Origin of the sequence: Chryseobacterium sp. MYb264 (assembly GCF_035974275.1) — a bacterium.
Lineage (GTDB): Bacteria > Bacteroidota > Bacteroidia > Flavobacteriales > Weeksellaceae > Chryseobacterium.
In genome coordinates, this window is sequence record NZ_CP142422.1 from 2,932,507 (window position 1) to 2,952,863 (window position 20,357).

Genomic DNA, 20,357 nt, shown 5'->3' on the forward strand with positions numbered 1-20,357 from the left:
AACAATGAGTGAATACAAGGAGCGCCATGAAAATGAAATTTTCACAAAGGTGTTAAAAGCAGGGAGAAGAACTTATTTCTTTGATGTGCGCGAGACAAAAGCAGGAGATTATTATCTTACGATTACAGAAAGTAAGAAAAATTTCGGAGAGAATGGAGAAGCTACATTCGAGAAACACAAAATTTACCTTTACAAGGAAGATTTTAAAAGTTTTCAGGAGATGTTTAATGAGTCCACAGATTTCATCATTAACGAGAAGGGTGAGGATGTAATATCAGAAAAACATGACAAAGACTTCAAAAGCAAATCTTACACAATAGATTCTGACGACGAAGTTTAAAAAAAGAATAATTCTAAAAACACAAGCATCTGAAAAAGGATGCTTTTTTTATATTCCTAAAGCAAAAATTCACTTATAAAAAAAGGTACACCGCTAAAGTGTACCTTTTTAATTTTTTAGGAAGGAAGATGGAAGTTTGAGGCAGGAGGTATGGCCAGATCTTATACCATTTTATCTTTGAAATTCCCTTTACATTATTCAATCCCAGAGGGATTATAACATCATTAAATACTTGTCCATCGGGTTCCACCCGACGCTACTGATATTTAACCCCTTCGGGGGTTATTAAGGTAAATTCAAAAAGAAAACGTTATTAGTATTTACAATGATACTGCTTCCTTACTCATTGATAAGCATCTTCAACTTCCTTTCTTCCAGCATCCATCATCCAGTTCAATTTCAGACAAATTCTCTCTTAATCTGAGAAAGTATCGTGGGATCCTGTATTTCGTTGTCTTTGGCCAGTAATAATACTTTAGATAAAACCTCAGCAGATTTAGGATCGTCATCAGCGAAAGGAAGGAACAATCTTCCTCTGTGCTGCGAATGAACAGGCAAAATAGATAAATATTTCCCCGGAACCTGATGCACTACCGCACTTCCCAAATGAACGCTGTATTCCGCCATTTGGCCTTTTACTAAAACGTGAGAACCATCAATTTTAATATTATCAAGCTTAAACAATCTCGCTGTTTCTTTCATTAAGACCGCTCTCATTTCGATGGATGAATGACTCGCTTCCGGATCTACTCCACCCACGTGCGCCACAGAAACCACCAGATCAATATCCCTCATTACTTCAGAGAATAATCTAGGATTGATCTCTTCAAAAGGAATATTTTTATAATCTTTCAACGAATGGAATTCTATGGTTTCAAGCGTCGGACTTTCCACATCTGCCGGTGAGAACCAATCTGCCATGGCATATAATTTCACCTGGAAACCTTCTTTATGATACACTTTTTGCAAGCCTTCTTCATAATCTACTTTCCAGCCTCTTGTTTTCAGCAATGCCAATGCCTGTTTTGGCTGAACCTGATGCCCCGCATACCGTCTGGAAATCGATTTTTCCTGCAATTCATCCGGGGTCGGAACATACAGTTCTCTGAAGATCTGCTTAAAAGGCTGAATCAGTTTTTCTTTAAAACAATAATGCTGGAAATCGCTCCAGACAGAATATTGATGCAAATCGACACAGTGAGCAATTCTTAAGGTATTATTTCCATTTAATTCATGAATTTCACCCTGTGCATCCACTAAATTACCATCATGGAAAAATCCGATTTTATTGTCATCGGAAATAAATACCAGTTTTTCCAGATGTTTTACGATCACCGGATGTTCAAACAGGTTCTGGATTTCAGCATACAGAAACTCATCGCCACGAATCATCGCTTCCTCAAGACCTTTTCTGGAACGGCTCCATTGCTCGCGCATAATTTTTCGATTGTTTCCTAATTCCACAATCGCTTTATCTTTTTTAATTTTTGGAGGAATTGATTTTAGCTGTTTATCATCTCTGAAAACCACCAATCCTGCCTTTCCGTCGTCTTCGATAATCAAACCAACAGTAACTCCGTCAATCGTTACCTGCGTATCTTTAGACAGTAGATTTTGAATTTGCTTGGTTTCCATTGCCCAAGTCAAACGGATTGGATCGGGATAACCTGCATTTCGGGCAAGATTTTCCAGTGCCACACGAATCGCCAGGGCTTCACTCGCCTGCTTCATCGAGCCAAATTCTTTACTTTCTTTTTTGAATTGCTGAATATATTCGTAACGGTTCAGCACATCTTTTTCAGGGTTTGTTTTGCTTAAAGGTACCAAACCGTACACGCGCAGATAATCCTGATCGCGTTTATCTTTCACTTTTGCCGTCACTTCTTTTATCTTCAGGCTTCCCGTTAAGGTGTCAGAATATAATCTTGCTCTGCGGTGCCCGTTTCCGTCTGAAATATATTTAGCCGAATCATACAGCATCTCCCAACGTGCTTTTCCTAATTCTTTATAGGCTTTTGTAAACCATTCTTTATCTACCGCACCATCTTTAAACTCCTGAACATCTACAGAAGAATATTTAGCCACCTCACTTTCCAACCCGGAATTCTGTGCTTCATAGGTGCCTGTTTTTGTATGAGCGTGCATCCACCAAATCGCAGAATCCAATCCTTTCCAGCCTAAATAATTACTGATGAATTTCTGCCATTGTGGAGCATAAACAGCCGCCTGAATCAGACGAAGTTCTGCAATCTTTTCTTTCTTCACCATTTCGTTGAATGATTCCTGAGTATCTGTTTCGCGAGGATAACAGTTCGATAAAAGATAAGAGAACAGCTTTTGCTTCGTCATGCTTTCGCTGCTGTAGCTGTAAATATAATTGGCATATAAATTCGCCTTGCCAAAACCTTTTAAAATTTGCACAAAACGTTCCGCACCATAAATCGACTGGAAATCCTGAACAAAATGAGAAACCGAAGTTCCTGCGTCGCCACGAATTAATTCGATATCTAAAAATTTATTCTGAATTTCCTCAATAATTGGTTTCAGGAAAGGGAATGTTTCCAAATATTTTTCGTTGTGATGATAGAATTTTGTTGTCGTAAGATCTCTTATTGCCGATTCTGCCGTGAAAATCCCTTCGTATAATTCATCTTTTGTAATTAAATTCAGTTCATACGCTTTGCAGAATAAATATAGATTCGGAACGGTATATTGTATATTTTCTTCCAATCCGTTGAACTGCATCCATCGGTACAGATTCCAGACCTTTACAAATTGTTCATCTGTTAAATTTTTAGTCGGAATCGTTTGTAAAAATATATTGAAAAAGAATTGCTGTTGCCAACCGTTTCCGTTTCTGCTGTAATAATATTCGTTTTGTTTTGCTTTAAAATTGATAATATCTTCCGGAAGATGGGCAAATAAAGTAGCGCTGGCATCGATCAGGAAATCATTCTTGTGTTCAAAAACAAATTTTCCCTGCAGAGATTCTAAAATTCTTTTTACAGGATTATCCCAGTAATAATTACTTTTCAGAGGATTAGGCATGATATCTTTGTGATAGAAAACATAATTTTCAAGGAAATCCCTGAATTTTTTACGGTCACAGTTATCCACAAATGTTAGTAAAAATAAATCCTGCGGCTGCAATCCCGATTCTTTATACCATTGTTCCCAAACCTCATGTAAAGGATAATTTTCAAATAATTGCTCGCCTGTAAACCCATCCGTATTTCTTTTGATCGGGCGGAAGCTGTTGCCTAGTAATTCTTTTGTAAAAGAACCATTCCAGTCTTCTGTTTCGTATTCGAAATCTTTATTTTTAAGGAAAAGATCACTCAGTTTTTTCAGTTCATTTTTAATATGAGCCTGCGATTGTGTAAAACCGTATTTATCACTTTTTGTTGCTTTCGCATAAACAGAATCAGAACCTACTTTGGGCAATTCATACGCTGATTTTACTGAAGGATTATAGAAACCAAAGCCATTTTCAGCAGAAAGAATTTCTTTATTTTCAGTAGGATTCAGCTGATCCAATAGGCCTTGTTCCCGTTCAGAAATTTTTGTTCTCTCTGAATATTGTTGAAGCCATTGCCCAATTTGTGTTGAAGCTCTTTTACTTTTTTGAAGCTGAAGCATAATATCCAAAGAAGCCGTTCTCTGCTCTACATCACCTTTAGTTGTCAGTTCATCCACTAAAGGCGTGACAACCTCATCTTCCTGCTTCATCATCAGCTCAATCAGCTTTTTACGAAGATTTCCACCTTTTCTTTTAAACAAATCATAGAAAGTCATGGCCTCCTCCTTTGTCAAAGGATTTTGCTGCAAAACGTTGATTCCTGAAGCCACTAAAGATTCCCCGCGGTCTTTAACGATTTTAAAGGCAAACTCTTTCTGGAAAGGCGTTACCGCTTTTTTCTTTTTCTCAAAATTGTAGGAATAAGAATAACAGTAGAAATCGCCCAGAAGGTTTCTCGTTAACTGCTCACGCAAAGCCAGTTCAAACTGATCGAAATACGAAAGCACCAAATCCAGCTTTTCGCTATCCTCGCCTACCAAATAAAACATGGAAGCATACAAATCACTCTTTCTGAATACTACATTCTGCCAGGAGAAAACTTTACCTTCAAATTTCTTTTCTTTGACTTCTATTTTTTGAGTCAGTTCATGCAGTTTTTCAAAGAAATCAGGATAATCGGGATTATTGATATAGAATTTTGATTTTACATTGACGCTCAACAACGAGCTTAAAGCCTGTCCCGCAAACGCCAACACTTGTAGATCGCCATTCAGAACAGCTTTATAAAAAAGAGGCATCTGGATATAAGGATCTCTGGTTTCTATGGCAAATTTTATCGCCAGACATTTCTTTTCTATACTTCCTTTATCCAGCAGATCATGCAGATAAGGAACAGCTTGTTCTACATCCCAAACCCCCTGCACCCAAAGCGCCATATAAACTTCGTTATTATTCTTGCTTTTTACCGCTTCTGAAATCTTATCAGGGTTATTGAAATACGTATTGGCCAGCGAAACAATATTTTTCACGACAGATTCTTTTTCAGACTCCCAGCCAAGTCCCGTCCATGTTCCGATAGCTCTTACAACGGATGAAAAACGGGTCAGCTTATTTTCTTCGATGACATTTACCATGTATTGTAAAGCCTGCGTATTTGTTTCATCCAAAGCTTCCAAAATGGTTTGTCTAAGACCTTCCTGACGCTGTGCCGCCAGCAATAGTTTTTCCACAAGCTCCCAACATTGTTTTTGCTCGCTGTTCAGCAAAGCGTGGATGATATTTCGTGATACTTTTCCTTCAGGATGTTTGTTGAATATAATATCCTCGATCAACTGATAAATTTCTTTGTTTCCGGTATCAATCGCTGCAGACCAGATGTAAAACTGACTTGCATTGTTAGAAACCTGCGTATCATAAATAATCTGCTCTTCCAAAGAAAGTTCGTAAGACTGATGTCCCGAACCATAATTATAAATACTCGGAAGCTCCAGCAACGTTCTTATTAAATTCACCTGATTAAGCAAAGTGAATCTTTCGTTATTCGGAGCACGGAATGAACGGCGTTCATAGCCTGTCTGATACATTTTGAAAGGCATTTTATTCCATGCATATTTCACCAAATCGGCTTTATCTCCGAAGAAATAAACCAATAATTCGTAATAGTCTTTATCTTCCCAGATATTACTTTTGATAAGCTCTTTAATTTTGTCGGCTTGTGAAGAGCCAAGGGTAATTTCTTCGTAATAATCATTCTTACCAAGAAGGAGCAATCCTAATTCTGCAACTTCTTTTTTCAGTTTTGATTTTGAAAAGAGTTTTGAGATCAACCCTTTTTCTGCCTGCTCTTTCAGGTCTTTTTTCAGATTCTTGTGGTAATCGACAATTTTCTTCGATTTTAGTTTTTCACTGATTTCCATTGTTAGTGTGATTTAGTATGATTTGACTATTTTTTTGGTTGGAAGATGAGTGATAGAAGCTGCAAGTAATAAGAGCCATCCCAGCAATAGCGTTACAAAACTTCCAGCTTCCAGCCTCTAGCTTCCCTTCCTAATTTACCAATAGCTTCCTGCCAGAAATGTAAGTCGGATGAAGGTAAAAGTATGTTGTAAACTCAGATCGATTGTGTGGGAAAGATTTTCAAGTTGCTCGTCATTATAAAAAACGGCAAACATTCCGTCTTCAAAAGCCTGAATAGCATTTTCCTGAGCCTTTTCAAGATTGGCTCTCTTTTCGTTGTAAATACTTCCGAAACCTACTTTTCCGGTATCGGTTAAAATGTTTAGATAATTATCCTGTGGAATTTTAGTATAATCTTCATCTTCCAATTCAAAAGATTTTGCATTAAATGCGTCTACCTGTTGTTGAACAACCAATTTTAAAAGATGTTCTAATGAAATGGTATTTTCATGATGAGCAATATTGAGAATTTGCTCTGAAAGAACAGGATGTTTCCTGCCGAGTTGCTTTACAGTAACCTTTATTTCCATATTTTGAGATTGTGATTTTAAAAATAGGGAAATATTTTTTGCTACCTCATTGTATATTTTTCACGTATTTTTAATCATAAACGAAATTCCTAGCCCCGATTGCAGTGAAAATCCTTTTTTGAAAAAAAAGATTGTAACGAAAAGCGGGAAATAGCTTCAAAAATAGAATATCGAGAAAAATAATGATTTTCGTCAAGTTTAATTTGTTCTAAATGATACGGAAAAATTTCAAGGCAAAAGTTTTATTTTCCGCTGATTCCACGGATTTTTGCAGATGATCGGTTGATTTTGGAGCCACGAATTAACGAATATTAATAAATTTTGCTGAATTCCCAAATTCCGTCTACTAATAAAGAGTAAACCAATATTTTAGATCGTTAATTTTAATCGAACTCAGTTTTTTAATGAAGTGACTCTTTTTTAACGCAAAGATTTATTTTTTGGAGTATATAAAGGAGCAAAGAGGAATCAACGAGTTGATTTAATGAAGCTATTTTTATGCTTCGCGAAGCATTTATTTGTATTTTTTGATTTCTAAATATTTAGGATTTGAAAAATAAATCTCTGCTTTTAACCTTAATTCGATTAATATCATATGCTATAAATCAATAGGGACTGGCTGAAGCCAGTCTTAGAAAGATGAGGTATCTGAGGCTTTAGCCAAAACTTATTATCAATTTAGACTTAAAACCCCATTTTATTGGATCAGTTTCAAAACTTGGGGAGAAATTGTTTAGATGTATTTTTTGCCACGAATGCACGAATATTTTTATTTCCCACAGATCACAGATGCTGCTGTCTCCGTTGGCTTTTCGCAAAGTCGCAAAGATATTTTTTAATGCTTTATGTTTTTAAGGCGCAAGGATTTTATCTTTGATAAAATGGAGGGATGCATATTATGGCCACGAATGCACGAATTTTTTATTTCCAAAAGATCGCGCAGATTTTTACAGATGTTGCTCTCCTTGTTGGTTTTTCGCAAAGGCGCAAAGATATTTTTTAATGCTTTATGTTTTTAAGACGCAAGGATTTTATCTTTGATAAAATGGAGGGCTGCATATTGTGGCCACAAATGCACGAATTTTATTTCCCGCAGATCACAGGTTTTCCACAGATAAATCGTTGATTTTCTTTGTTTAACCTTTGTGGTCTTTTATAGGGAGAACAGTCTGGTGAGATTTAAAACGGGAGTTGTCAAAAAACTAGGGGTGGCTTTGTGTTCAATATGTAAAGTATAAGGAAAAGAATCTGCATCATTTGCAAAATCTGCGAGAGCAAAAAATTTCACCTTACATAATCTAAACTTTTTTGCCTAGTCCCCAACTTTTGTATTTGATCCAAAAAACTTCAGAATGCAACTCAGAGGAGTCAAAGATAGAAACTTCTTTATATTCAGATTAACCAAACTTTTTGCTTAGCCCCAACTTTTGCGCCTGATTCATTTTATTTAAATTTTACCATCGGGCGTAATGTCAGCGCTCATCTTCGGTATTTAAAAATCCGTGGAAAATAAAAATCAGATTCTTATTTTTACATTTAAAATGATCTCAACTTTTTACCAAATCCCCAATTTTTGTGTTTGATCGGATCAGTATTAAAATTTGGGGAGAAATTGTTTAGATGTATTTTTTTTGCCACGAATACACCAATATTTTTATTTCCCAAAGATAGCATAGATTTTCACAGATGATATCGTTGATTTTCTTTGCTTAACCTTCCGGGTCTTTTATGTGTAGAACGGCTTGGTGATACTTAAAACGGGAGTTGTCAAGAAACTTGGGCTGGCTTCGTGTTCAATATGTAAAGTGTAAGGAAAAGAATCTGCATCATTCGCAAAATCTGCGAGAGCAAAAAATTTCATCTTACATGATCTAAACTTTTTTGCTTAGTCCCCAACTTTTGCGCTTGATCCGTTTGATCCTCCATTTGTTTTCGGATGGATCACAGCACTCACGTCCCAAATAGTAAAGTTAAATGGAAATTTTTGATAAAAGTTGTTAGAAAATTATGAAATAAGAATACGAAATAATTTCTCAGATAGGCATAAAATAAAAAAGTACACTTTATAAAAAGTGTACTTTTCTTGGGTGAATGAGGGGTCTCGAACCCCCGACCTTCGGAACCACAATCCGACGCTCTAACCAACTGAGCTACAATCACCGTTTTGTGAGTGCAAATATAGAGAAGATTTTTTAATTACCAAACTATTCCATCAAAATTTTTCAAAGAAATTAACTTTTCAGACGTAAACCCCTCAGCATAAGTCACTCCCGATAACCGCCCTAAATCCTGCGCTCGGTACGTTAAGCTCTCATAAAAGTCTTTTGACGTAATTGGCGTTTCCGGTTCCTTAGAAGTTGGGTCATAAAACTGAGTTTTGAAAGCCATGCACGCTTCAATTTTTTTATCCAAGTGATTTGAGATGTCGATTACGAATTCTGGTTTGATATCTTTCCACTGAATATAATGGAAAATATGCTTCGGTCTCCACACTTCCTGATTTTCTCCGTCTAAAACCGTTTCAATCTTTCTCAGTCCGGATAAAAAGCACGCATCCGACACTAATTTCGCTCCTTTTGCATGATCTGGATGCCTATCATCAATTGCATTCGCTAAGACGATTTCTGGCCTATATTTACGGACCATTTTTACGATCCTCATTTGATATTCTTCTGAGTTTTCCAAAAAGCCATCCTTCATCGCCAAATTCTCTCTGGCAGCCACTCCTAAGATCTTTGCAGAATCTGCAGCTTCTAGTCTTCTGGTTTCATCTGTACCTCTGGTTCCCAATTCTCCCCTTGTAAGATCTACAATGGCGCAAATCTTTCCTTCTGAAACTAATTTCGCAATTGTTCCTCCGCATCCTAATTCCACATCATCCGGATGAGCACCGAAAGCGAGTATATCTGTTTTCATTTTTCTTTTATTCTTTAATTTGTAAGACAGAACGTCCAAGAATTATTCTTAAAACATTCGTACTTTCAAATATAGTCATTAAAACAAAAACTCCCCAAACATTACGAATGGGAAGTTTTTATATCTATAATTTAAATTTTAAATTACTTGTTGATCTCTGCGTTTAATTTTACAGCATCCTGATATGTTGGATCTAACTGTAAAGATTTAGCAAGATAATCTTTTGTTTTAGCTACATCAGAGTCTTTGCTCATATAAGCTACTGCGAAGTAAGCATAAGCTAAAGTCTGCTTGTTTGCTTCCTGATCAGCAGGTTTTACTGTGCTGATGAATTTTTCGTAAGCAATTTTAGCTGCATCATTGTTACCCGCTTGTTGGTAAGAATATCCTTGGCTATAATATGCAGGCGCCCAGTCTGGTAAAAGAGCGATCATTTTCTGCCATGTAAGGATAGCTCCGTTCCAGTTTTTAGCATCCTGATAAGCTGTTGCTAACTTGAATAAAGAATCTGAATCCTGTGCATTAGCAGCAACTTTTTGCTTCAATCCTTCAATAGTAGGGTTTGTAGGTCCTGCATCAACAGAAGACTGAGAAACAGCACCACCTCCAGAGATATTTGCCAATTCCAGATCCCATTTCATTGTTTCGTCTTTCGCAGCTTTAGCAATAGCAATCTTTTGTTGAGATTCTGTTGTTAAAGCAGATTTTTTAGCAGCATCAGTTTCAGTTTTAGCCAAACCAGCAGCAATTAGACCTTGTAAACCTTGGTCAGCAGGTTGAACTCTTGACTTTTCTGCCTGAGATACGAAAGTATCCATAGCTTGTTTTGCTTCAGAATATTTTCCTTCGGCATATAATTGATAAGCTCTTAATTTGAACTTAATCGGATCTTGTACTTTATCAAAGATCTTATCTAAAACCGTTTTAGAATTAGCGAAATCTTCGTTTGTGAAATATAATTTAGCAATTTCTAACTGCGTGTACGGATCTTCGTCAGCATATTTTGTATAGTTGATCAAATCCTGAGTCGCCTTGGCATTTTGCTGATATTTGATATCATAAGCAGCTAATGCTTTATAAGCGGGTGCATAAGTAGCATCTGTAGCGATTGCTTTTTCTATACTTGTTTTAGCCTGTTGCCACTGTTGGGCAGCCATCCACAAAGTACCGATTCTTGTATAAACAGAAGCTTTGTTTTTAGCTAAAGGTAACGCCTTGTCATAAGCCGTCATTGCATCACCAGGAATTCTCTTCAATCTGTAAGCATCTCCTAAGGTATAATAATAATATGCAGGAACTTCTTTTCTAGATGCTCTTTCAATTGCTTTATTCAGAAACTGAATAGCAAGATCCGGAGCGTTATTATTTTCAAATAAAGTTAATGCTTCTGCCGCTCTGAAAAGCACTTCCGCATCTTTCTCTCTTGAGTCAGTTACAATCTTCTGAATTTCAGCAACAGCAGATTTATCACCTTTTCCTAGTTTTACAGCTGCCAAACCAATTTTGTTTAGGTAGCTTTTACCGTCTGCAGCAATACCTTTGTTAAAGTTTTCAGTAGCCGAAGCAAAATCAGGTTCTCCTTGCTTTAAAAACGTATTACCTAAGTAGAAATAGTTTTCAGCTGTAGGAGCTGTAGCAATCATGTTAGTAAAATTAGTTTTTGCTTGAGCAAACTTGTCGCTGTCAATGCTGTTAATACCATCTTGTAACGTTTGCGCAGAGGCAAAGTTGGCAAAAAATACCACGGCTGCTCCAAAAGCAATCTTCTTTACATTCATATTCATTATATCTTTCATTTTATATTTTCTAATCTAAATTTCGAATTACTGTAAACACAATTTTCAGACCAAAATAGTGTATTTATTTCGGGTAAAAGGTTTATTTAATACTTTTTAACGCATTTGCACTTCTCTTCTATAAATATTGTAAGGCTGCAAACCTTCCTTCTGTACAATCATTTGCCCCAATTGAGTACATGAATATCTTATAAATCCGTTGGCGATGTTAAAGTTTCCTTCATTTGTTAAAAAATATAAAACACGCGTAAACGGATATTTCATTTCTCTAAGCGCAAAGGAATCTGGATTATATAAAACTCCCTTATTTTCAACCGGTAAAATTTTAACTAAATCTCTCAGCTGTTCTGAAGTTTTATCATAAGGTCTGCTAAAAGTATTTAAACCAATAACTCCTATTTTTCCAGGGAATTTATTTAATTCTTCAATGATATTTTTACTTCCCGGAAGGACTGAGAATTTCAAATCTTTCGGTTCCTTTTTAAGTTTTTGAGCAACGAAATTCAAATTACTGGAATTCGCTCCATCAAAGATAAATTCTTTACTTTCCGATGCCAACCCATTCTTAATTTCATCCATCGTAATAGAATTCTTCGGAGAATTTTTAGGAACAATAAAAATCACCGCATCAGCAGCAAATTTCGCGGGTAAAAACTTCAGATCTACCTGTTCTTCATACGCTTTGATTTCCTCAGGATTAAGTTCTTTAGACATCACAGCAATTCTTGCTTTATCCTGCAAAAGATCAAGAAAACCTAGATCTTCTTTCTTTGTTACGACCTTTATTTTCGTCTCAGGATAATTAATCATATAACCCTCTGCTAATGCTTCAGTTACACTTTTAAAAGATTCATCTGTAAGAATAGTTAAATCACCTTTATGATAAGACGGAGATTTGTCTTCCTGCTTGCAATTAATAACAATTATACTAATGAAAAGCAGCATTATCAGTTTAACACTATTTTTCATCACCAGAATTTTTAATTTTTGAAATAGCTCTATAGATTCTAAACAATCCGTAAAGTATTAGAAGTGCGCCTAATCCATAGGCTACAGCAGGTTCCAGAATTGTAAAAAAGAACTTATAAATAATAACTACAACTCCTAAAACGATATAAAATAATCCCGTAACAAGGGATAACCAATTGAACATCATGTAACAAAAATACCAAAAAAAATAAAAAGAGAAGCATAAGCTTCTCTTTTTTAATTATTATTTAAAGATAAATTATCCTTCAAAATTCATCGTTAAAGGTAATCTGAATCGGTAACGAACAGATTGACCATTGATTTTTGCAGGAGTCCATTTATTTTTAATAGACTTAATAGTTCTGATAGCTTCCGAGTTGAAGTCAGAGTTTCCTCCGCTAGCCTTCACATCAGTAATACTTCCATCTCTTTCAACTACGAAAGTGATTTCTGTTTTTACCGTACCCTCGTCACCATTCATCGCAGATCCGTCGAAGTTGCTTGCAACCTTGTTTCTGAAAGAGTTAATACCTCCAGGGAATTCTGCAGTCTGCTCTACCTCCGTATATACCTGAGTATCACTCACCTGAGGTTTAACTTCAGCTGTTGAAGCTTTAGTACCTGTAGATGGTGGTGGTGGTGGTGGAGTATAAGCCGGAGCTTTTACACCTTCCTGAGCTACCAAACCAGTTGTAGTTTCTAACTGCTTAGAAATTGGTGGCGGTGGAGTCTCAATTTTCGGAGCTTTTACAGGCTCAGGAACCACGTTCTGAATAACCTCAATTTTCTCTTCCTCTTTTGGAGGTGGAGGTGGTGGAGGTGGTTCTTCTTCTTTTGGCTGCTCAATAATTTTATCTTCCTGAAGAATTTCTACCAAATCAGCCTTCACTTCTTGCTTAGGTGGTTCAGTAAGTCTCTTAATGGTAAGATAAATAAAAGGAGACAAAGCCGCAACTAGGAATAATGCTGTTCCAACGATGAAAGATTTCGTCAGTAATCTAGGATACTGAGATCTAAGATCGTATGCACCATATTCCTTGTTTCTATTTTCAAATACAATCTCATCTAAAGTTAGATTAGAATTGTATACATTTTCATCTGCCATAGATATACAATTTTATGGTTAAATTACTTTGCAGCTGGTGCAGCAGGAGCTCCTGAATTACCAACCTTCTTGTTATAAATAGCTAATTCCCAAGGCTTCAAGTCGGTAACACCGTACTGTTCACTCTTTGTAATAGCCATTTCGTCAAGAATATCTACAAAGTTTTTATATACAGCATCGTCAGTCGGTTTGATAATAACAGTAAACTTAGTTTTATCAGCCGCGTTTGCTTTTGCCTGCTCAATTACTTTTCTAATCCCTTCTCTATCGAAGTTAGTTTCATTCAGGTTCTGATCTGTTAAAGACGTATTATCCTGTTGGTGCCAGAAAATTCTGTTGTCTTTACCTAATAATAAAGAGATAGAGTTAGAAAGTTTAATTTCTGTTGGAGGTGGTTTTTGTTTTTCATCTTTCGGTTTTGCCGGAAGACCCAAATCCATTACATTCGGTTTAGAGAATGTTGTTGTAAACATAAAGAAGGTAATCAAAAGAAACCCTAAGTCCACCATCGGAGTCATATCTACGCGGGTATTCTGCTTCTTGGATCTAACCTTGCCGCCTTTCCCGCCTTTTTCCTGTACTTGTACTTCTGCCATTTCTAAATGATATTAAGGTTTACCTTCTTGTGATGTAATCAACCAAAATTTAAGAAAATCGATATCTCTTAAACCCTCAAATAGGCTTTTAACTTTCGGATACTCAGTAGTAACGTCACCCTTGATTGCTAATTTGTAATCAGGATTTACGCTTAAACTTTGCTGTACCCAGTCCACTAACTGCTTATTTGTACTATCCATAGGAATCCCTGTAGGACTCTTAAAATTTTTCTGCTCTTCATCTGACAAATCAAGATAGCTTTTCAGCTGGTTCATAGGAACGCCGATAGCTTGTACTTTCTGGAATGAAGCTTTTTCGTTATTGTCAAAAGTAATCCCATACTTTTTACCCATATTGTCTAAAAGCTGAATTCTCTCAGATGCATTTTCTACGGGCTGGAAATAAAATTTTCCGTCCGGCGTAGCGTTGATAGTCATCAAACTTGCATCAGGAAGTAACTTCTCTGATATTGAAGATGGCGGTTTAATCTGCTCCACGTCAGGTTTTTTAAACTGAGTGGTCAAGATAAAGAACGTAAGTAGTAGGAACGCAACGTCACACATTGCCGTCATATCCGTCACTACTCCATGTCTTTTTGGTTTGACTCTCGCCATTATTATTAATGATTTTTAATTAAACTTTATTTACTAATACAAATTCTTTGCTAATTCTTAGTTGAATTCAGCGAAAGACTGCTGGATGCTCATTGCGATCTCGTCGATCTTATAAGTTAATCCGTCAATTCTAGATGTAAAGTAGTTATAAAGGATAATTGCGATAGCTGAAGTACCAATACCTAATGCTGTGTTAATCAAGGCTTCAGAGATACCTGTAGAAAGTGCAGCTGCATCTGGAGTACCACCACCAGAACCTAATGCGAAGAATGCTTTAATCATCCCGATTACTGTTCCTAATAGTGCGATCAACGTTGCAACAGTACCTAAAGTAGAAAGAATCATCATGTTCTTTTCTAGCATTGGCATCTCAAGAGTTGTAGCCTCTTCGATCGCTTTGTTAAGAGCTACCATTTTCTGCTCTTTATTTAAAGTAGTATCATGAGAAAGAGCTTTGTAAGTTGTAAGACCTTCTCTTACTACGTTACCTACAGAACCTTGTTGTCTGTCACACTCTTCTAAAGCTTCGTCGATTTTGTTGTTGTTCAACAAGCTTCTTACCTGTACTACGAAGTTATCTAGGTTTCCTTTTCCTGCTGCTTTACCTAACACGAAATATCTTTCAAAAGAGAAAACGATTACAGTAATCATGAAAGTAATCAAGATTGGTACGATAACCCCTCCTTTGTAAATAATACCTAAAAACGACTCTGGGTGAATGTCTTTTCCTTCAACACTTGAGAAAGCAACAGAACCACCGCCTAGTTTTTCTGCATCCTTGAAATTTCCTGGGTTACCAAGAACGAATAAATAAATAGCAATCCCTATTAAAAATAGAATAGGAATAATAACAGCTGGATTAAGACCTCCTGCTTTTCTAGCAACTACTTGCTCATCATTTTTTGAAACATTCATTTCCATATTTAACTAAATTATATTGTTTTAAAATTTTACAGGGTGTAAATTAAAGGCAAAATTAATTAAAATGCAAGAGTCTTAAATAAACATTTTAGTTTTTTTTGATAAAGAAATTTTAATACGATTTCGATATTATAATTATTTTTCAAAAAATTAAAAACTTTCCTCAATTTTAACAATTACGTTAAAAAATCAAAAAATTTACCCCTTCATTTTTTTTAATTTGCCAATGTTAATTTTTTTTTAAATTACTATATTCACAATTCGGTGATGCACCACAATAATTTTTTTCGGTGTTTTTCCTTCCAAAATTTGCTGCATTTTTTGATCCTGAATCACCAAATCTTCCACCTCCTTCGCCGAAAGTTGAGCCGAAAGTGAAATTTTGAACTTCATTTTACCATTTACACTTACCGGATATTCAATTTCGTCTTCTACTAGGTAATCCTCGTTCAACACAGGGAATTTCTCGAATTCGATAGATTCTTTATTACCTAATAAACTCCAAAGCTCTTCACAAATGTGCGGCGCATAAGGAGAAATGATAACGGCAAGAGGTTCTAAAATATTGCGTTTGTTACATTTTATTTTTTGCAATTCATTGACTGCGATCATAAATGAAGATACAGACGTATTGAAAGAGAAGTTTTCGATATCGTAAACTACCTTCTTTATTAAGGTATGCAAAACTTTATATTCAGCTTTTGTCGGCTCCTCATCAGAAACGGTGAAAGTATCTCCGTCAAAATACAGATTCCAGAATTTTTTAAGGAAACCATACACTCCACTTAACCCTTGCGTATTCCAAGGCTTAGATTGCTCCAACGGACCTAAGAACATTTCATACAATCTTAAACCGTCTGCTCCATATTCATTACAAATATCATCAGGGTTTACGACGTTGTATTTAGACTTAGACATTTTTTCTACTTCACGACCTGTGATATATTTCCCGTCTTCTAAAATAAATTCTGCATTTGCATAATCTGGTCTCCAAGCTTTGAAAGCTTCAGTATCCAACTCATCAGAAGTTCCTTTTAATAAAGATACATCAACGTGAATTGCTTGGGTTGCATAATCTTTTGCTAAATTTTTAGATACATATTGATTCGTACCATCAATTCTATATACAAAAGCACTCATCCCCAAAATCATTCCTTGGTTAATCAGTTTTTGGAAAGGCTCATCATGACTAATGAATTCTCTGTCCTTTAAGAACATATTCCAGAAACGAGAATATAATAAGTGACCAGTCGCGTGCTCGCTACCACCAATATATAAATCTACTTGTCCCCAATAATCAGCTGTTTCTTTCTTAACAAAAGTTTCCTGATCATTCGGATCCATATATCTTAGGAAATACCAAGAGCTCCCTGCCCAACCCGGCATCGTAGATAATTCTAATGGGAAAATAGTTTTTTCGTCGATTAAATGAGTATCCACAACTTTTTGGTTCGCTTCGTCCCAGGCAAAAGTTTTTGCATTTCCTAATGGCGGATCTCCGTCTTCGGTTGGTAAATATTTTTCAACTTCAGGAAGTTCCAAAGGTAGTGCAGCATTTGGTAATGTATACGGCATTCCATCCTTATAATAGATAGGAACCGGCTCGCCCCAATATCTCTGTCTTGAGAAAATAGCATCACGCTGTCTGTAGTTCGTTGTTCCGTGACCAATTCCTTTTTTCTCGATCGCAGAAATAATTAATGATTTTGCATCATTATAATTAAGACCGTTTAAGAAATCAGAATTTACACAAACAGAATCTTTAGAATCAAAAGAAGCTTCCTGAACGTCTTCGTCCGTCTCAACTACTTTTTTAATTTCTAAATTAAATTTCTTCGCAAATCTGTGATCACGCTCGTCATGTGCAGGAACCGCCATTACAGCACCCGTTCCGTAGCCCATCAACACATAATCTGAAATATAGATCGGCATCTTTTCATTGCTGAAAGGATTGATCGCATAACTTCCCGTGAAAGCACCTGAAACGTTTTTCACGTCAGACATTCTGTCTCTTTCAGACTTTTTAGAAGTTTCTTCAATATAATTTTCTACTTCAGCTTTTTGTTCAGCTGTTATAATGGTTTCCACTAAAGGATTTTCAGGAGCCAATACCATGAAAGTTGCTCCGAAGATTGTATCAGGTCTTGTGGTGAATACCTCAACAATTTCGTCGTGACTATCAACATTGAATTTCACCTGCGCTCCCTGAGATTTTCCGATCCAGTATTCCTGAGAATCTTTCAACGGTTGTGGCCAGTCTAAAGTTTTTAAACCTTGCAATAATCTTTCAGAGTAAGCAGAAATTCTCATGCTCCACTGCATCATTTTCTTTTGGAAAACAGGGAAACCTCCTCTTTCTGATTTTCCGTCTTTTACTTCGTCGTTTGCTAAAACTGTTCCTAAAGCTGGACACCAGTTTACCGTAGTTTCTGCTCTGTACGCTAAACGGTAATTTAAAAGGATATCTTCTTTATCAATTTCAGAAGCAGATTTCCATTCTTCTGCGGTGAAGTTTAACTCGTCATTTTGATTGGCATTTAATCCTTCCGTTCCTTTTTCTTCAAAATGTTTGATCAAAGTTTCGATAGATTCTGCCTTGTCGGTATTTTTATTATACCAGGAATGGAACAATTCAATGAAAATCCATTGCGTCCATTTATAATAAGAAGCGTCAGAAGTCCTTACTTCTCTGCTCCAGTCGAAAGAGAAACCAATTTTTCTTAATTGTTCTTCGTATCTTGTAATGTTTTGTTCAGTTGTAATCGCAGGATGTTGCCCTGTCTGAATGGCGTATTGCTCAGCAGGAAGCCCGAAACTGTCGTAACCAACCGGGTGAAGCACATTAAAACCCTGATGTCTTTTATATCTCGCATAAATATCGGAAGCAATATATCCCAGCGGGTGACCTACGTGAAGCCCTGCCCCTGAAGGATACGGAAACATATCGAGAACATAAAATTTCCGTTTGTCTGTGTTATTGGAAGTCTTATACGTTTGGTTGTCTTCCCAGTATTTCTGCCACTTTTTTTCTATCTGCTGATGATCGTAAAACACTTTATATAATAGATGTTAGATGTTAGACTTTAGATATTAGATTTATTTTTGCCGTTAAATCCAATTCTAATTTTCACAAATTTAATAATTTTAAAAGAAATGGAAATTTAATTTGTCATTAATTATCATAAAGATGCTAAGAGAATGTTTAAAATTTCATCAAAATATTTCTATTGAGATTCTACTTTATCATCGATTTCTTTTCAGCGCTTTTAAGCATACTTTTCACAGCCTATTCTTGATCTGGTCGTCAAAATCAAGAATACGAAATAGAGTGCATGCACTAAAAAAAATACCAACAAGATTTAAACAGGTTCTAATAAGAAAAATCCCACCCGAAGATGAGATCTATATATTTATCGCATTTAATTCTTTAGTATAATTATTGCGGAATTCTTGTATAGGTAATGGTTTTAGATTCGTATGTCGTCGGATCTGAAGTATCCTCAAAAGTAAGATTCAATGTATTGGCATCAAGTCGCGTTACTTTTCCTTTTTCAGATTCCACAATTCCCTGATATTTTATTTCAAATTGTGTAGAACTCTTATCATAAGTATATGAAAAATTATAATCAGCCACTGCGCTGCAAGCTCCTCCCACCTCTTCTCTGTCAGTTCTTTTTCCGTTCCCTGCTTCGAAGAAATCCCATCTTGAAGATTTCTGACAGTCTGTATAATCAATAGTATCAGAATAAGGGTCTTCTCCCGTTTCCACTACTGTTCTTACTTCTTTTATCGGCTGCCACTTCCCTACCAATGGAAACACCTGCTCAGTCACATCGTCCTTACATCCGCTAATTGTTAACAACGATACTCCTGCAAATAGTAATGCTAATTTCTTCATATCAAATTTTTCAGGCCTTAAAATTATAATTTTTTTACTTTATTTAATCATTTTTTGTAAAAAACGTTGCTGAAATTTACATTTTCAAAGATATTCAAAAAAATTATACCTCCGAAAAAAAATTTAATCCTGTAAATCATCACAAAACACCTTTGCTTACGTATGCTTAACACAAACTTCAAAATAAAAAACTATTTTTGTTAAAAATATACAAATGCAAGACATCGCGAAAAATAATTTTGATTTTATCCGTGTTCTCCTCGCTTTCATCGTTTTTGTTGGTCATTTAGGGTATCTGAGTGCCTCTCAGGATTTGGCCTTTCTAAAACACAGTCCTGTAGAAGTCGCGGTTTTTGCCTTCTTTATCGTAAGTGGTTTTCTGATAGCCCGAAGCTACGAAAGAACGAGTACTTTGAAAAAATACGTAATGAAAAGGCTTAAAAGAATCCTTCCCGCTTACTGGCTGGTGGTTATCCTGTGCACTCTGCTGTTATGCCTTGTAAGCACGCTATCTTTTCCTCAGTATTTCACGAATATAAAAACGTTAAAATACTTCTTATGGAATTCGGTATTTATGAATTTTATGGCTCCGGATCTGCCTGGAGTATTCGGAAATGGAGCTGTAAACGGAGCACTTTGGACATTAAAAATTGAGATGTGCTATTACTTTCTGGTTCCCGTTTTATTTTTATTTTTCGGAAAGAACAATAAGTACCGAAACATCAGTTTAATTATATTTTACTTCCTCTCTTTAGCCTATCTGAATTATTTTGAGCATATAGGAAAGGTAGAGCTTTCAAGACAGATCCCCGGCGCACTCTGCTATTTTATCGGCGGAATGCTGATCTATTTTAATTTTGATCAATTTATTAAACATAAGCATACTCTATTTATTATTGCCTTCATAACCGTTTGGCTTGATTTAATTTTAAAAGTTAAATTATTCTCACCCATCATGATCAGCATTATCGTTCTGTACATCGCCTACTCTTTCAAGTTTTTAAACCACTTCGGAAAGTACGGAGATTTCACTTACGGAATTTATATTTTCCACTTCCCCATCATCAGAGTTTTTGCCACTTTAGGATTATTTACAGATTACAATCCTTATTTCATGGGGATTATCTGTATGTTTGTTGTTATTGGGGTAGGAATTGCATCATGGCATTTATACGAAAAGAAATTTTTATAATTT

General features: G+C 35.9%; 14 protein-coding genes and 1 tRNA gene. 2 read left to right on the plus strand and 13 right to left on the minus strand.

From position 1 onward, the window contains the following. The first annotated feature begins 4 nt into the window (after positions 1-4). A complete protein-coding gene (locus VUJ46_RS12585) occupies positions 5-340 on the plus strand; it encodes a DUF3276 family protein (protein WP_034679055.1) in 336 nt (111 codons plus the stop codon). A gap of 399 nt (positions 341-739) precedes the next feature. Here VUJ46_RS12585 and VUJ46_RS12590 read toward each other — a convergent pair whose 3' ends face one another. From VUJ46_RS12590 to VUJ46_RS12650, 13 genes are all read right to left on the minus strand, one after another. After that, entirely contained in the window at positions 740-5,776 is a 5,037-nt protein-coding gene (locus VUJ46_RS12590) for a DUF4132 domain-containing protein (RefSeq protein WP_326981112.1), read from the minus strand. 135 nt (positions 5,777-5,911) lie between these two features. Next, positions 5,912-6,346, minus strand: a complete 435-nt coding sequence (locus tag VUJ46_RS12595; protein ID WP_326981113.1) for a hypothetical protein — start codon at positions 6,344-6,346, stop codon at positions 5,912-5,914. A 1,726-nt stretch (positions 6,347-8,072) separates the two neighbouring features. Beyond that, the gene (locus VUJ46_RS12600) at positions 8,073-8,207 is read right to left on the minus strand and encodes a hypothetical protein (protein WP_326981114.1); all 135 of its coding nucleotides are present in this window, start codon (positions 8,205-8,207) and stop codon (positions 8,073-8,075) included. Between the two features lie 224 nt (positions 8,208-8,431). After that, positions 8,432-8,507 (minus strand) — tRNA-His (locus VUJ46_RS12605). Between the two features lie 35 nt (positions 8,508-8,542). Then, the gene (gene bshB1, locus VUJ46_RS12610) at positions 8,543-9,262 is read right to left on the minus strand and encodes a bacillithiol biosynthesis deacetylase BshB1 (protein ID WP_326981115.1); all 720 of its coding nucleotides are present in this window, start codon (positions 9,260-9,262) and stop codon (positions 8,543-8,545) included. A 143-nt stretch (positions 9,263-9,405) separates the two neighbouring features. Further along, a complete protein-coding gene (locus VUJ46_RS12615) occupies positions 9,406-11,058 on the minus strand; it encodes a tetratricopeptide repeat protein (protein WP_326981116.1) in 1,653 nt (550 codons plus the stop codon). 96 nt (positions 11,059-11,154) lie between these two features. Continuing rightward, the gene (locus VUJ46_RS12620) at positions 11,155-12,027 is read right to left on the minus strand and encodes a PstS family phosphate ABC transporter substrate-binding protein (protein WP_326981117.1); all 873 of its coding nucleotides are present in this window, start codon (positions 12,025-12,027) and stop codon (positions 11,155-11,157) included. A 259-nt stretch (positions 12,028-12,286) separates the two neighbouring features. Next, positions 12,287-13,132, minus strand: coding sequence for an energy transducer TonB (locus VUJ46_RS12625; RefSeq protein WP_326981118.1), 846 nt, complete (start codon positions 13,130-13,132; stop codon positions 12,287-12,289). A gap of 23 nt (positions 13,133-13,155) precedes the next feature. After that, positions 13,156-13,728, minus strand: coding sequence for an ExbD/TolR family protein (locus VUJ46_RS12630; RefSeq protein WP_326981119.1), 573 nt, complete (start codon positions 13,726-13,728; stop codon positions 13,156-13,158). 12 nt (positions 13,729-13,740) lie between these two features. Continuing rightward, a complete protein-coding gene (locus VUJ46_RS12635) occupies positions 13,741-14,343 on the minus strand; it encodes an ExbD/TolR family protein (protein WP_326981120.1) in 603 nt (200 codons plus the stop codon). 57 nt (positions 14,344-14,400) lie between these two features. After that, positions 14,401-15,264, minus strand: a complete 864-nt coding sequence (locus VUJ46_RS12640; protein ID WP_326981121.1) for a MotA/TolQ/ExbB proton channel family protein — start codon at positions 15,262-15,264, stop codon at positions 14,401-14,403. A 240-nt stretch (positions 15,265-15,504) separates the two neighbouring features. Continuing rightward, positions 15,505-18,318, minus strand: coding sequence for a leucine--tRNA ligase (gene leuS / locus VUJ46_RS12645; RefSeq protein ID WP_326981122.1), 2,814 nt, complete (start codon positions 18,316-18,318; stop codon positions 15,505-15,507). A gap of 382 nt (positions 18,319-18,700) precedes the next feature. Beyond that, complete coding sequence (locus tag VUJ46_RS12650) at positions 18,701-19,162, minus strand: lipocalin family protein (RefSeq protein ID WP_326981123.1); 462 nt, start codon at positions 19,160-19,162, stop codon at positions 18,701-18,703. 214 nt (positions 19,163-19,376) lie between these two features. Here VUJ46_RS12650 and VUJ46_RS12655 point away from each other — a divergent pair, with 214 nt between their 5' ends. After that, complete coding sequence (locus VUJ46_RS12655; RefSeq protein WP_326981124.1) at positions 19,377-20,354, plus strand: acyltransferase family protein; 978 nt, start codon at positions 19,377-19,379, stop codon at positions 20,352-20,354. Positions 20,355-20,357 lie beyond the last annotated feature (3 nt).

What these genes read in the sequence shown, in the direction of transcription:
- VUJ46_RS12585 (WP_034679055.1), top strand. Translation starts at nt 5, where the DNA reads ATGAGTGAATACAAGGAGCGCCATGAAAATGAAATTTTCACAAAGGTG.
- VUJ46_RS12590 (WP_326981112.1), bottom strand. Translation starts at nt 5,776, where the DNA reads ATGGAAATCAGTGAAAAACTAAAATCGAAGAAAATTGTCGATTACCAC.
- VUJ46_RS12595 (WP_326981113.1), bottom strand. Translation starts at nt 6,346, where the DNA reads ATGGAAATAAAGGTTACTGTAAAGCAACTCGGCAGGAAACATCCTGTT.
- VUJ46_RS12600 (WP_326981114.1), bottom strand. Translation starts at nt 8,207, where the DNA reads ATGAAATTTTTTGCTCTCGCAGATTTTGCGAATGATGCAGATTCTTTT.
- bshB1 (WP_326981115.1), bottom strand. Translation starts at nt 9,262, where the DNA reads ATGAAAACAGATATACTCGCTTTCGGTGCTCATCCGGATGATGTGGAA.
- VUJ46_RS12615 (WP_326981116.1), bottom strand. Translation starts at nt 11,058, where the DNA reads ATGAAAGATATAATGAATATGAATGTAAAGAAGATTGCTTTTGGAGCA.
- VUJ46_RS12620 (WP_326981117.1), bottom strand. Translation starts at nt 12,027, where the DNA reads ATGAAAAATAGTGTTAAACTGATAATGCTGCTTTTCATTAGTATAATT.
- VUJ46_RS12625 (WP_326981118.1), bottom strand. Translation starts at nt 13,132, where the DNA reads ATGGCAGATGAAAATGTATACAATTCTAATCTAACTTTAGATGAGATT.
- VUJ46_RS12630 (WP_326981119.1), bottom strand. Translation starts at nt 13,728, where the DNA reads ATGGCAGAAGTACAAGTACAGGAAAAAGGCGGGAAAGGCGGCAAGGTT.
- VUJ46_RS12635 (WP_326981120.1), bottom strand. Translation starts at nt 14,343, where the DNA reads ATGGCGAGAGTCAAACCAAAAAGACATGGAGTAGTGACGGATATGACG.
- VUJ46_RS12640 (WP_326981121.1), bottom strand. Translation starts at nt 15,264, where the DNA reads ATGGAAATGAATGTTTCAAAAAATGATGAGCAAGTAGTTGCTAGAAAA.
- VUJ46_RS12650 (WP_326981123.1), bottom strand. Translation starts at nt 19,162, where the DNA reads ATGAAGAAATTAGCATTACTATTTGCAGGAGTATCGTTGTTAACAATT.
- VUJ46_RS12655 (WP_326981124.1), top strand. Translation starts at nt 19,377, where the DNA reads ATGCAAGACATCGCGAAAAATAATTTTGATTTTATCCGTGTTCTCCTC.